Source organism: Rhodospirillales bacterium (genome assembly GCA_016712595.1).
In the GTDB taxonomy this organism is placed as follows: domain Bacteria; phylum Pseudomonadota; class Alphaproteobacteria; order Rhodospirillales; family Defluviicoccaceae; genus Defluviicoccus.
The window spans coordinates 616317-629039 of the sequence record JADJQT010000002.1; the positions used below are offsets into that span (position 1 = coordinate 616317).

At 65.6% G+C, this 12723-nt stretch carries 10 protein-coding genes, 1 tRNA gene and 1 pseudogene; 8 read left to right on the plus strand and 4 right to left on the minus strand.

The annotated features are described in order from the left end of the window. The first annotated feature begins 362 nt into the window (after nt 1–362). The 5 genes from IPK66_14735 to IPK66_14755 are packed head-to-tail and all read left to right on the plus strand — an operon-like array spanning nt 363 to nt 5865. A complete protein-coding gene (locus IPK66_14735) occupies nt 363–899 on the plus strand; it encodes a cytochrome c family protein (GenBank protein ID MBK8176472.1) in 537 nt (178 codons plus the stop codon). A gap of 24 nt (nt 900–923) precedes the next feature. Next, a complete protein-coding gene (gene hisN / locus IPK66_14740) occupies nt 924–1700 on the plus strand; it encodes a histidinol-phosphatase (GenBank protein MBK8176473.1) in 777 nt (258 codons plus the stop codon). Nucleotides 1701–1720: 20 nt separating this feature from the next. Beyond that, a complete protein-coding gene (locus IPK66_14745) occupies nt 1721–3598 on the plus strand; it encodes an ABC transporter substrate-binding protein (GenBank protein ID MBK8176474.1) in 1878 nt (625 codons plus the stop codon). A 3-nt stretch (nt 3599–3601) separates the two neighbouring features. Then, a complete protein-coding gene (locus IPK66_14750; GenBank protein ID MBK8176475.1) occupies nt 3602–4702 on the plus strand; it encodes a microcin C ABC transporter permease YejB in 1101 nt (366 codons plus the stop codon). A gap of 14 nt (nt 4703–4716) precedes the next feature. Then, nucleotides 4717–5865, plus strand: coding sequence for an ABC transporter permease (locus IPK66_14755; GenBank protein MBK8176476.1), 1149 nt, complete (start codon nt 4717–4719; stop codon nt 5863–5865). A gap of 39 nt (nt 5866–5904) precedes the next feature. Here the strand turns inward: IPK66_14755 and IPK66_14760 are convergent, their stop codons facing one another. Further along, nucleotides 5905–6087 carry a hypothetical protein gene (locus tag IPK66_14760; protein MBK8176477.1) on the minus strand — a complete coding sequence of 61 codons (183 nt, stop codon included), beginning with the start codon at nt 6085–6087 and terminating at the stop codon, nt 5905–5907. A 123-nt stretch (nt 6088–6210) separates the two neighbouring features. Here IPK66_14760 and IPK66_14765 point away from each other — a divergent pair, with 123 nt between their 5' ends. Next, nucleotides 6211–7860, plus strand: a complete 1650-nt coding sequence (locus IPK66_14765; protein ID MBK8176478.1) for an ABC transporter ATP-binding protein — start codon at nt 6211–6213, stop codon at nt 7858–7860. Nucleotides 7861–7872: 12 nt separating this feature from the next. Here the strand turns inward: IPK66_14765 and fghA are convergent, their stop codons facing one another. Together fghA and IPK66_14775 are read right to left on the minus strand one after the other, a co-directional pair. Beyond that, nucleotides 7873–8715, minus strand: coding sequence for an S-formylglutathione hydrolase (gene fghA / locus IPK66_14770; GenBank protein MBK8176479.1), 843 nt, complete (start codon nt 8713–8715; stop codon nt 7873–7875). A gap of 33 nt (nt 8716–8748) precedes the next feature. Beyond that, entirely contained in the window at nt 8749–9858 is a 1110-nt protein-coding gene (locus IPK66_14775; protein ID MBK8176480.1) for an S-(hydroxymethyl)glutathione dehydrogenase/class III alcohol dehydrogenase, read from the minus strand. Nucleotides 9859–10180: 322 nt separating this feature from the next. Here IPK66_14775 and IPK66_14780 point away from each other — a divergent pair, with 322 nt between their 5' ends. Further along, entirely contained in the window at nt 10181–10660 is a 480-nt protein-coding gene (locus tag IPK66_14780) for an Hsp20 family protein (GenBank protein ID MBK8176481.1), read from the plus strand. A gap of 260 nt (nt 10661–10920) precedes the next feature. Here the strand turns inward: IPK66_14780 and IPK66_14785 are convergent. Then, nucleotides 10921–12284: pseudogene (locus IPK66_14785) on the minus strand (transposase). Between the two features lie 232 nt (nt 12285–12516). On the opposite strand from IPK66_14785, the gene IPK66_14790 reads away from it, so the two are divergent. Then, nucleotides 12517–12602 (plus strand) — tRNA-Leu (locus IPK66_14790). Nucleotides 12603–12723 lie beyond the last annotated feature (121 nt).

Consider the following 12723-nt stretch of genomic DNA (forward strand, 5'->3'; position numbering starts at 1 on the left):
GCGGCACGCTCGTACACGTGCGGGAGCACGAATCATCCATGGAGGTGGCCAGCGCGCCGGCCGAACATGGCGCCGGCGGGGCCGCGGCGGTGGAGGAAACCGATCTCGGCACGCTTCTCGCAGAGGTTCAGCCGGCCGACGGCGAGAAAATCTTCAACAAATGCAAAGCGTGCCACACGATCGAACAAGGTGGTCCGAACAAGGTCGGCCCCAATCTCTATAACGTCGTCGGCGGGCCGCGGGCACATATGGAGGGATTCGCCTATTCGCCCGGTCTTGCCGCGATGCACGGCGAGCACTGGACCTACGCCGATCTCAATACCTTCCTGACCAGCCCGAAGGCTTTCGTTTCCGGAACCAAAATGACGTTTGCCGGTCTCAGCAGCCCGAAGGACCGGGCGGCGGTGATCCGCTTCCTTGCCGCCAATACCGAGGCGCCTCCGCCGTTCCCGGCCCCGGCCCCGAAGGCAGCGGCTCCTGAAGCCGCGAAAACGGCTGCTGTCGAGGCTCCGGCGGCACCGGCCGCCGCGCCGGCGGCTGCGGCCGACATCAAGACGCTGCTCGCTTCGGCTGATCCGGCCGCGGGGGAGAAGGTGTTCGGCAAGTGCAAGGCCTGCCACAATGCCGAGAACGGCGGACCGAATCAGGTCGGCCCCAACCTGTGGGGTGTCGTCGGCCGGCCGATCGCCCATCACGAAGGGTTCAATTATTCGGCGGCTCTTTCGGCGAAGAACGGTGAGACCTGGACGTATGAAGAGCTGAACACGTTCATTACCTCGCCGAAGGCGTTTGTGCCCGGTACCAAGATGACGTTCCCCGGCCTTCCCAAACCCGAGGACCGGGCGAACGTGATCGCGTTCCTGCGGACCAAGGCCGATTCGCCGGTCCCTCTGCCGTGACGCATGGCCGGTGAGCGCCGAGCGATGAGCGACGTCGACGTCTATGCGGATCTCGCCCAGCGACTGGCCGACGCCGTGCGGCCGGTGGTTCTGCCGCGCTTCCGCAGCGGCGTCGCCTACGACGTCAAGGCCGACGCCAGCCCGGTGACCGTTGCTGATCGCGAGGCGGAGGCGGTGATGCGCCGGATGATCGGGCAGAGCGCGCCCGATCATGGCATCCTCGGCGAGGAGCATGGTGGCGAGCGGCTTGGCGCCAGCTACGTCTGGGTGCTCGATCCGATCGACGGCACCAAGTCGTTCGTTACCGGAAAACCGCTGTTCGGCACGCTGATCGCGCTGTTGCGCGACGGCGTGCCGATCATCGGCGTCATCGACATGCCGGCCCTTGGCGAGCGCTGGGTGGGAATCACCGGGCGGCCAACGACGTTCAACGGCCAGCCGGTCCGCACCCGGCGGTGTGACCGGCTCGATCGGGCGTGGCTTTACGCAACCTCCCCGCAGATGTTCAAGGGCGAGGATGCCGTGACCTTCGAGCGCCTGCGCGAGCGCTGCTACGCGGCGGTGTGGGGCGCCGACTGCTACGCCTATGGTCTGCTTGCCTCGGGCTTCGTCGATCTTGTCTGTGAGGCTTCGCTGCAGCCCTACGACTACTGTGCGGTAATGCCGGTAATTACCGGCGCCGGCGGCATGCTTACCGACTGGCAGGGCGTCGCTCCCGGCCTTCGTGGCGACGGCCGGGTGATCGCCGCTGGCAATGCTGCTCTGCACGCCACCGCCCTCGCGGCTCTTAAGGGAGAATGACCGCGGTCGCGACGGCTTGCATGGGGCGGTTGCGGCGCCCTCGATCCAGCGACGGGCGAAACGGGTGGATCGCACGGGCGCTCATCGCCCTGCTGCTCGCACTGTCGGGCGTGCCCGCTGGCGCCGCTGATCCCATCATCCATACCGCCCACGCCATCGCTATGTATGGCGAGCCGAAGTACGGGCCGGACTTCACCCACTTCGAATACGTCAATCCCGACGCGCCAAAGGGCGGTGAGCTGCGGCTCGGCGCAGCCGGTACCTTCGACAGCTTCAATCCCTACATCATCAAGGGCAATCCGGCGGCCGGCGCCGGCGCCGAGACGCTGACGGTGGCGAGCGAGGACGAGCCGTTCACCCGCTATGGGCTGATCGCCGAGACGATCACCTGGCCGGAGGACCGCTCGTGGGTCTCGTTCACCTTGCGGCCGGAAGCGCGCTGGCACGACGGAACACCGATTACCGTCGACGATGTCATTTTCTCGCTCGAAACCCTGAAGACCAAGGGGCAGCCCTTTTATCGGTTTTACTATGCCAGTATCGATCATGCGCAGCAGGTGGGCGAGCGAACCGTCAAGTTCGTCTTCAAGGAGGCGGGCAATCGCGAGTTGCCGCTGATCGCCGGCGAGATGCCGATCCTGCCCAAGCACTACTGGGAAGGCCGCGATTTCGAGCGATCGACGCTTGAGCCGCCGCTTTCCTCCGGGCCTTACCGCGTTGCCGAGTACGAAGCCGGGCGCTACGTCATTCTCGAACGCGTGCCCGACTACTGGGGCGAACATCTTGCCGTCAACGTCGGGCAAAACAACTTCGCGCGCATGCGCTACGACTACTTCCGCGACGAAACCGTGCTGCGTCAGGCCCTGAAGGCCGGCGTGCTCGATTTTCGCATCGAAAACCAAGCCAAGGCGTGGGCGCTCGACTACGACACCCCGGCGGTGCGCAAGGGCTGGCTGAGGAAGGAGCTGTTCCCCCACACCCGGCCGGCGGGGCTGCAGGCGCTGGCCTTCAACACCCGCCGTCCGGTGTTCGCCGATGCCAAGGTGCGCGAGGCGCTGGGGTATGCCTTCGACTTCGAGTGGACCAACCGGGTGCTGTTCTTCGATCAGTACAAGCGCTCGTCCAGCTACTTCAGCAACTCGGAGATGGCCTCGTCCGGTCTGCCCGAGGGCGAGGAACTGCGCATCCTCGATGCCTACCGGGGGCGGGTGCCCGACGCGGTTTTTACCCAGCCGTTCACGGTGCCGACGACCGACGGCTCCGGCTGGCCGCGCGAGAACCTATTGAAGGCGCTGGCGCTGCTGCGGGAGGCCGGCTGGGTGGTGCGCGATCAACATCTGGTGAACGCGGCAACCGGGGAGCCGATGCGCTTTGAGATCCTCATCGTCTCTCCCACGTTCGAGCGAATCATCCTGCCGTTCGTGCGCAACCTCAAGCGGCTCGGCATCGAGGCGTCCATCCGCCTCGTCGACGAATCGCAGTACATCAACCGCCTGCGCGCCTTCGATTTCGACATGGCCATGCTGGTCTGGGGCGAATCGGATAGTCCCGGCAACGAGCAGCGCAGCTTCTGGGGTTCGGCCGCTGCCGAACAACCGGGTTCGCGCAACTACATCGGCGTGCACGATCCCGTCATCGACGGATTGATCGAAGGGGTGATCGGCGCCAGCGACCGCGCCAGCCTGATCGCCCACACCCGCGCCCTCGACCGGGTGCTGTTGTGGAATTTCTACGTCATCCCCGCCTGGCACCTCAGCGCCGATCGCGTGCTCTTCTGGGATAAGTTTTCCTTTCCGGCGGTCTCGCCCGAGCACGGCGTGCAGATCGATACCTGGTGGTACGATGCCGAAAAGGCGGCGCGCCTCAAGGCGGCGATGACCGGGGCCAGCGAGGGGTAAGCGATGACCGCCTATATCATTCGCCGGTTGCTGCTGATCATCCCGACCCTGTTCGCGATCATGCTGATCAATTTCGTGATCATCCAGACCGCGCCGGGCGGACCGGTCGAGCAGATCATCGCCCGGCTGACCGGCGAGGGCGCGGCGATCACCGAGCGCGTCAGCCAGAGCGGGGCGGGCGAAACCCTGGGTGCGCAGCCGGGAGGCGAGGGGGCGGCCGGCAAGTATCGCGGCGCGCAGGGACTCGATCCCGAGTTCATCGCGGCGCTGGAAAAGCAGTTTGGCTTCGATAAACCGCTCTACGAGCGCTTCTGGTTGATGCTCAAGCACTACGCCGTGTTCGACTTCGGCGAGAGCTACTTTCGCAACCGCAAGGTCGTCGACCTGGTGCTCGACAAGATGCCGGTATCGATCTCGCTGGGGCTGTGGACGACGCTGATCACCTACCTGATCTCCATTCCCCTCGGCATCCTCAAGGCGGTGCGTGACGGCACCCGCTTCGACGTCGCCACCTCGGTCGCGGTCATCGTCGCCAACGCCATTCCGGCGTTCCTCTTCGCCGTGCTGCTGCTCGTCGTCTTCGCCGGCGGCAGCTACGTGCAGTGGTTCCCGCTGCGTGGCCTGACCTCCGAGAGCTGGGCGGATCTGTCTTGGCCGGCGCGCATTGCCGACTACTTCTGGCACTTGGTCCTTCCGATCACGGCGATGGTCATCGGCGGCTTCGCGACATTGACGATGCTGACCAAGAACTCGTTCCTCGATCAGATTAACCAGCAGTACGTGCTGACGGCGCGGGCAAAGGGCCTTTCGGAGAAGCGGGTGCTCTACGGCCACGTCTTCCGCAACGCCATGTTGATCGTCATCGCCGGCTTTCCCTCGGCCTTCATCGGCATCCTTTTTACCGGCACCGTGTTCATCGAGATCATCTTCTCGCTCGATGGCCTCGGCCTGCTCGGCTTCGAGGCTGCCTTCCAGCGCGACTATCCGCTGATGTTCGGCACGCTTTACTTCTTCTCGCTCGTCGGCCTCGTCCTCAATCTCGTCGGCGACGTGATGTACACCATCGTCGATCCGCGCATCGACTTCGAGGCACGGCAGGCATGAGCGGCCGGGAACACATGATCCCTTCGGCACAAGGACGGCCGAACGACCGCTTCCTCGGCTTCAAGATCACGCCGCTCACCCGCCGGCGCATCGATGCGTTCAAGGCCAACCGCCGCGGCGCCTTTTCGCTGGCGATCTTTTCGGTGCTGTTCATCATCAGTCTGTTCGCCGAGCTGATCGCCAACGACCGGCCGATCCTCGTCGTCTACGACGGCGACTTCTACACACCGTTTCTCAAAGCATATCCAGAGACCACCTTCGGCGGCGAATTTCCCACCGAAGCCGACTATACCGACCCGGCGGTCAAGCAGCTCATCGCCAAGCACGGCTGGATGCTCAATCCACCAATCCCTTACAGCTATCGCACCGTTGCCTGGGAGCTGAGCCTTCCCGCCCCCTCGCCGCCGGATGCGACCCACTGGCTCGGCACTGACGATCAGGCGCGCGACGTGCTGGCGCGCACGATTTATGGCTTCCGGCTGTCGGTGCTGTTCGGCTTTACCCTGACACTCGTCTCGGCGGTGGTGGGCGTCGCCGCCGGCGCGGTGCAGGGCTACTTCGGCGGTTGGATCGATCTCACCTTCCAGCGGTTCATGGAGGTATGGTCGTCGGTGCCGACCCTCTATGTGCTGATCATCCTCGCCAGCATTGTCGAGCCGACCTTCTGGTGGCTGCTGGGGATTCTGCTGCTGTTCTCATGGATGAGCCTTGTCGGCGTCGTCCGTGCCGAGTTCCTGCGCGCCCGCAATTTCGACTACGTCCGCGCCGCTCGCGCGCTGGGCGCCTCTGATCCGGTGATCATCGTCCGCCACGTGCTGCCCAATGCGGTGGTGGCGACGATGACTTTCCTGCCGTTCATCCTCGCCGGCTCGGTCACTGCGCTCACCGGCCTCGACTTCCTCGGCATCGGCCTGCCGCCCGGCTCACCGTCACTGGGCGAGCTGCTGGCTCAGGGCAAGGCCAACCTCCAGGCACCCTGGCTGGGATTCACCGGCTTTTTCGTCATCGCCCTGATGCTGTCGTTGCTGATCTTCATTGGCGAGGCGGTACGCGACGCCTTCGATCCGCGCAAGGCAATCGCTACCAGTCCGCCGGCTCTGGGTCTGTCCGGCGGTATCGCCGCGCCGGCCCACCAGCCCCCGCAAGCGGCAGGGGGGCGGTAATGGCGGAGCGGCCAAGACGCACGCGTTTCGGCGCGCGGCTCAGTTGGTTGCGGCGCGCCGGGCGTTGCGAAGCGAGCGGCGCATGAGTTCGTCGCCGATGGCGTCGACGACGTCGATGCCCATCGCCATCACGTCGCTCGACCATGGATCGGCGGACCCGGCGATGGCCGAGATCATTTCGCGGAGTTGGTCCTCGTCCATCGTCTTGAGTGCATCGAACATGGCGTTCATCTCCTCGGGCGGCCGCGCTGCGGCCGGTAGTCACCCACGTGTGGTGTTTTCAGCCCCAGACTGGCGCAAGAAGATTACGAAAGCGTTTGCATTACCCATGCCGTGGGGCGACGGATGAACAACTCTGCCAGTCCGCTGGCGCACGAGCGGCCGACTTTGCTCAACGTGCGCGATCTCGCCGTTTCCTTTGGCGCCGGCGTCCGGCAGGTGGATGCGGTGAGGGGGATTTCCTTCGACGTCGGCGAAGGTGAGACGGTGGCGCTGGTCGGCGAGAGCGGCTCGGGCAAGTCGGTGACCGCGCTGTCGGCGATGCGCCTGCTGCCCTATCCGCACGCCTGGCATCCATCGGGCAGCATCCGCTTTCGCGGCGAGGAGGTGCTGGCCGCTCCGCCGGCACGGCTGCGGGCGCTGCGCGGCGAGCGCATCGCCATCGTCTTCCAGGAGCCGCTGACCTCGCTCAATCCGTTGCATTCGATCGAACGGCAGATCGCCGAAGTGCTGCTCGTTCACCGCAAGATGAGCGAGGCCAAGGCGCGGGCCCGGGTCATCGAACTGCTGCACTTGGTTGGACTCGGCGAGGCGGAGGCGCGTTTGCGCGACCTGCCGCACACCTTCTCAGGTGGTCAGCAGCAGCGGGTGATGATCGCGATCGCGCTTGCCAACGAGCCTGACCTTCTCATCGCCGATGAGCCGACTACAGCGCTCGACGTTACCATCCAGGCGCAGATCCTGGCGCTGCTCAAGGACCTTCAGGCGCGCATGCGCATGGCGTTGCTGCTGATTACCCATGACCTCGGCATCGTGCGCCTGATGGCGGAGCGGGTGTGCGTGATGAGCGAGGGGTTGATTGTCGAGCAGGGGCGGGTTGCCGACATCTTCGCCGCTCCTCAGCATCCCTATACCCGCAGGCTGCTGGCGAGCGAGCCGAAGGGTCGGCCGCAGCCGGGACCCGCGGACGCGCCCGAACTGATGCGCGTCGGTAACGCCAAGGTGTGGTTTCCAATTCGTCGCGGCTTCCTTCGTCGCACCGTCGGTCACGTCAAGGCGGTCGACGGTGTCTCGCTGTCCGTGCGCGCCGGGCATACGCTGGGCGTGGTCGGCGAGAGTGGCTCGGGAAAGAGCACGCTCGGCCGGGCGTTGTTGCGTCTCGGACCGTCCGAGGGCTCGATCGTCTTCGATGGCCGTGAGTTACAGACTCTTGGCTGGAGCGCCGTGCGGCCACTGCGCCGACGCATGCAGATCGTCTTTCAGGACCCTTACGGCAGCCTCAGCCCGCGGTTGACCGTGGGCGAGATCATCGGCGAGGGGCTGGCGATTCACAAGCTCGGCAGCTCGGCCGAACGCCACGGCCGTATCGAGGACGCCCTGCGGGAGGTCGGCCTCGATCCTGAGGTGCAGCATCGCTATCCACACGAGTTCTCCGGTGGCCAGCGACAGCGCGTCGCCATCGCCCGCGCCCTCGTGCTCAAACCGGATTTCATCGTGCTCGACGAGCCGACGAGCGCCCTCGATATGTCGGTTCAGGCGCAGATCGTCGAGCTTTTGCGCCGGCTACAGCAGACGCATGGCCTCGCCTACCTGTTCATCAGTCACGATTTGAAGGTGATCCGCGCGCTGGCGCACGACGTCCTGGTGATGCGCCGCGGGCGCATCGTCGAGGCCGGGCCGGCCGAGCGCATTTTCGCCGCCCCCAAGGATGACTACACGCGCACCCTCATCGCCGCGGCCTTCGATCTGCGCACCGGCGCGCCCGCAGCCGGTTGAGCGCAAGCGGGCTCAGGGACCGAGCAAGCGGGCGTGATGCTGGAGGTGCTCGGCGATGAACGTCGCGATGAAGTAGTAGCTGTGATCGTAGCCGTCCTGCAGGCGCAAGGTCAGCGGCACCCCGGCGGAGGCACAGGCCTTGACGAACAGCTCGGGGCGAAGCTGGACGGTGAGAAAGTCGTCGGCGGTTCCCTGATCGACGAGGATCGGCGATGCCCAGGCCGACGACCCCACGAGCTGGCATGCGTCGTGGCCGGACCACGCCGCACGGTCGCCGCCGAGGTAACCGGTGAATGCTTTCTCGCCCCACGGCACCTCCGAGGGGGCGACGATCGGCGCGAACGCCGAGAGCGAGCGGAAGCGGGCGGGATTCTTGAACGCCACGGTCAGCGCGCCGTGTCCGCCCATCGAGTGGCCGGAAATACCCATCCGGCCGGGATCGATGTTGAAGGCGGAGGCCACGAGGTCGGGCAGCTCCTCGGCGACGTAGCTGTACATCCGGTAGTTGGTCGACCACGGCGCTTCGCTCGCATCGAGGTAAAAGCCGGCGCCGGAGCCGAAGTCGTAAGTGTCGTCCTCACCGGGAAGGCTCAGGCCGCGCGGGCTGGTATCGGGAGCGACGAGCACCAGGCCCAGCGCCGCCGCCTCGCGCTGGGCGCCGGCCTTTTCGGTGAAGTTCGCCCAGGTGCAGGTGAGGCCCGACAACCAGAAGACCACCGGCCGGCGCTCGGCCATCGCCTGGGGCGGCAGGAAAATCGAGAACTCCATCGGCGTGCCCGTCGCCTGCGAGGCGTGGCGGAACACCGCCTGGGTACCGCCGAAGGCACGGTGGCGGCGAACGAGTTCGAGGGACATCGGCAGCTCCGAAAGTGCGGCTCGCGCCGATCGCTAGAAGGTGACGACGGTGCGGATCGACGAGCCGGCGTGCATCAGATCGAACGCCTCGTTGATGCGCTCGAGCGGCAGGACGTGGGTGATCAGATCATCGATGTTGATCTTGCCATCCATGTACCAGTCGACGATCTTCGGCACGTCGCGCCGGCCGCGGGCGCCGCCGAACGCCGTGCCGCGCCACACCCGCCCGGTGACCAGCTGGAACGGCCGGGTCGAGATCTCCTCGCCGGCGCCGGCGACACCGATGATGATGCATTCGCCCCAGCCCTTGTGGCAGCACTCCAGCGCCTGGCGCATCAGCGTCGTATTGCCGACGCACTCGAAGGCGTAGTCGGCGCCGCCCCGGGTGAGGTCGACGATGTAGGGGACGAGGTCGCCCTCGACCTCCTTGGGGTTGACGAAGTGGGTCATGCCGAACTTTTCGGCCATGGCGCGGCGGCCGGGGTTGATGTCGACGCCGACGATCATATCGGCACCGACCAGGCGCGCGCCCTGGATGACATTGAGGCCGATACCGCCGAGCCCGAAGACAACGACCTTCGCTCCCGGCTCGACCTTGGCGGTGAAGATGACGGCGCCAAGTCCGGTGGTCACGCCGCAGCCGATGTAGCAGATCTTCTCGAACGGGGCATCGTCGCGGACCTTAGCGACGGCGATCTCCGGCAGCACGGTGTAATTGGCGAAGGTCGACGTTCCCATGTAGTGATAGAGCGGATTCCCGCCGCTGGAAAACCGGCTGGTGCCGTCCGGCATCAGCCCCTTGCCCTGGGTCGCGCGGATCGCCTGGCAGAGGTTGGTCTTGGGGTTGAGGCAGTATTCGCACTGCCGGCATTCGGGCGTATAGAGCGGGATGACGTGATCGCCGGGCTTCACCGAGGTTACCCCGGTGCCGACCTCGACGACGACCCCCGCACCCTCGTGTCCGAGAATGCATGGAAACAGGCCCTCGGGATCGCGTCCGGACAGCGTGAATTCGTCGGTATGGCAGACGCCAGTGGCCTTGATCTCGACCAGTACCTCGCCGGCGCGGGGCCCGTGGAGCTGGACGGTTTCAACGACGAGAGGTTTTCCGGCTTGGTAGGCGACGGCGGCACGCACATCCATCGACAATAATTCCTCGCTTGCTCCGCGCTTGGATCGCCGGCGTTCGTATCGGCGCCGGCGGTCGGTTTAGCGCGTTGATTTCCCGCGGCGAGTCTAGCATTGCGCTGCCGCCGAGGGTAGGTCCCCCGGCCGTCCGCCCTGGGCTGAACGCAACCGGCGCCGGCCGGGGCGGGGGCGATTCCTCGCCCTTGGCATTGACAGGCTTGGCAGGCGAACCAGATTTCGCTGATAAGACGGGTTTCGCGCACACGGCGCCCCGCGTTCACGCGGTCGTCGCTGCGTCGGCGGCACCGGTTCGATGTCGAGGAGGATGGAATAACGTATGCCTGCCTTCAATAGTCCGCATCTGCTCGGCTTTGATCATATCGAACGGCTGCTCGACCACGTCTCCAAGTCCTCGGGCGAGGGCTATCCACCCTACAACATCGAACAGATCGGCGATCACGGCCTGCGAATCACCCTGGCGGTCGCCGGGTTCGGCATCGATGACCTGAACGTGTCGCTCGAGGACAAGCAGCTCGTCATCCGTGGCCGCAAGCAAGAAGACGACGGCACGCGCGTCTTTCTCCATCGCGGCATCGCCGCTCGGCAGTTCCAGCGCAGCTTCGTCATTGCCGAGGGCATCGAGGTGATCGGCGCCTCGCTCGACAAGGGCCTGCTCAACGTCGATCTGCAGCGCAAGATCCCCCAGCCGGAGATCAAGACCATCGCCATCGTTAATGGCGCGCCGGGTGACAGCGTCGCCGAAGAGCCGGGCCCATCAGCGCGCCGGCGGACGATCGACTTCGCCACCAAGAGGTGAGGGGAACCAGGGGGGAGCAATTCTGACGTTTGTTGCGGCGCTGGGCGATGCCTCGGGTTGAAATTGCGCGAATCGCCAATTGCGACCGCTCGGGCGGGTACAATGCAGACATCAGAAGCGGCGGTCACGCGTTTCGCCGAGGCTGTTGAGAAAGTCGATGACGGCTGTGGGTTTGGGGGTGGCAGGTGTCGTAGAGGCTCGCGGTATTCGCGATTCCTTTTGCCGCCTGCGGGCGGCGAGGTTTGCGGCGACGGCGGGGTCTAAGCGGCGCGGAGGGTGGTTGGCGAGGGCGGCAGGACAGCCCTTGCCAGGCGTTTCAGGTTCTGGACGATGGCGGCGAGCAGGAACTCGTCGGTGGCGCCGGTGAGACCACGCGGCCTGAGCCGGGTCAGGCCCATGGTTGTCTTGGTTTCGGCGAAACGATGTTCGATCTTCTTGCGTTCGCGGGTTGACTGGCGATAGGCGGGAGTTTCCATCAGCGAGCGGACATAGTCCCGCGCATCCTCGTTGACGTCGCGGTTGACGCTGCGCTCCGGCGAGAGCGTGCACTGCGGCTTCAGCGGGCAGGCGGTGCAGTCGCTCTTCTTCGCCCGATACTTCAGTGTCGTTCCTTCGTAAATCCTGCCGGTCGAGCGTAGCGCCTTGCCATTCGGGCAGATGTAGAGGTCGTTGGTCGCATCAAAGGAGAAGTCCTTGCGGCTGAAGCGGCCTTCCTGTCCGATCTCGCTCTGCTCCCAGACCGGGATATGCGGATCGATGTTGCGTTTCACCAGCCAGCCCAGCATCTCGCCGGTGCCGTAGGCGACGTCGGCAGCGATCCGTCGCGGTTTGAGGCCGAACCGGTCACGGGTGGGCTCGAGCATCGTCTCGGTCGCGTCCACTTCCTTCGAGATCCGCGTCGGCGTCGCCGCCACATCGACGATCACCGCCTCCTTCAGATCGATCAGGCAGTTGAAGCTGTAGGCGAAGGCCGCCTTGAAGCGGCCGCGCGTCGTCCAGGCGGCACACGGATCGGACGGTGAGATCGCCTTCGGCACCCGCCGCGGATTGGTCGGCGGGGTCTCGCTGTCCAGCGCCGCAAGATACTCGGCAACCGGCCGGCGCGCCTGCTGCTCGTCCGTCCAGTCGATCGCGGCGCCGCCCGTCACCCGGTTGAAACGGCTGGCGTTCGCCTCGATGACGCTGGCATCGACGGCGAAACCCTCACCGCCAACCAGCCCCGCCGCCAGGCACGCGCGCACCACGCCTTCGAAGACCCGCCGAAACACCACGCTCTCCCGGAAGCGGCCGTGCCGGTTGACCGAGAACGTCGAATGGTCGGGTACCGCGTCTTCCAGGCCGAGGCGGCAAAACCAGCGATAGGCGAGGTTGAGCTCGACCTCCCGGCACAGCCGGCGCTCCGAACGGATCGAATAGCAGTAGCCGACGATCAGCATCCGGATCATCAACTCCGGATCCACCGACGGACGGCCGGTGTGACTGTAGAACGGCGCGAGTTCCGCGCGCAGCCAGCCGGATCGACGACCGCATCGATCCGGCGCAGCAAATGATCGGCGGGAATACGATCTTCCAAACAAAACTCGTAGAACAATCGCTCCTGCCGACCCTGCCGCTCGCCCATCATCGCCGTGCCTCCGCCGCTGTAAACCCAGCGAGACGGAATCACCCCCGGAAAGCCGCTGCAACCCGGACTTTTTCAACAGCCTCGGGATAACGCGTCGGGCCGCGATGGAACGATCAAGGGCGGAATTGAAACGGCGATGCTGGCCGGCGTTGCGCGCGCTTGATCCTCTCGGGATGTTTCGATAACGTGCGCCCTCCATCGGCGGGCCAGTTCTCCCGCCGGTGCTGAGAATGCGGTCGTGGCGGAATGGTAGACGCGCAGCGTTGAGGGCGCTGTGGGCGAGAGCCCGTGGAAGTTCGAGTCTTCTCGACCGCACCATCCTTCCGGCGCCATACACTGGCGCCGAACATCGACGCCAAACAACACGGGCGCCAGCCACCGGCGCCGAACATTTGAGCGTCGATCCCGCGAAAAAGATGCGATGATGAACGCCGGACCG

Coding starts and splice junctions, on each gene's coding strand:
- IPK66_14735 (MBK8176472.1), top strand. CDS start 363: ATGACGTTTGCCGGTCTCAGCAGCCCGAAGGACCGGGCGGCGGTGATC.
- hisN (MBK8176473.1), top strand. CDS start 924: ATGAGCGACGTCGACGTCTATGCGGATCTCGCCCAGCGACTGGCCGAC.
- IPK66_14745 (MBK8176474.1), top strand. CDS start 1,721: ATGGGGCGGTTGCGGCGCCCTCGATCCAGCGACGGGCGAAACGGGTGG.
- IPK66_14750 (MBK8176475.1), top strand. CDS start 3,602: ATGACCGCCTATATCATTCGCCGGTTGCTGCTGATCATCCCGACCCTG.
- IPK66_14755 (MBK8176476.1), top strand. CDS start 4,717: ATGATCCCTTCGGCACAAGGACGGCCGAACGACCGCTTCCTCGGCTTC.
- IPK66_14760 (MBK8176477.1), bottom strand. CDS start 6,087: ATGTTCGATGCACTCAAGACGATGGACGAGGACCAACTCCGCGAAATG.
- IPK66_14765 (MBK8176478.1), top strand. CDS start 6,211: ATGAACAACTCTGCCAGTCCGCTGGCGCACGAGCGGCCGACTTTGCTC.
- fghA (MBK8176479.1), bottom strand. CDS start 8,715: ATGTCCCTCGAACTCGTTCGCCGCCACCGTGCCTTCGGCGGTACCCAG.
- IPK66_14775 (MBK8176480.1), bottom strand. CDS start 9,858: ATGGATGTGCGTGCCGCCGTCGCCTACCAAGCCGGAAAACCTCTCGTC.
- IPK66_14780 (MBK8176481.1), top strand. CDS start 10,181: ATGCCTGCCTTCAATAGTCCGCATCTGCTCGGCTTTGATCATATCGAA.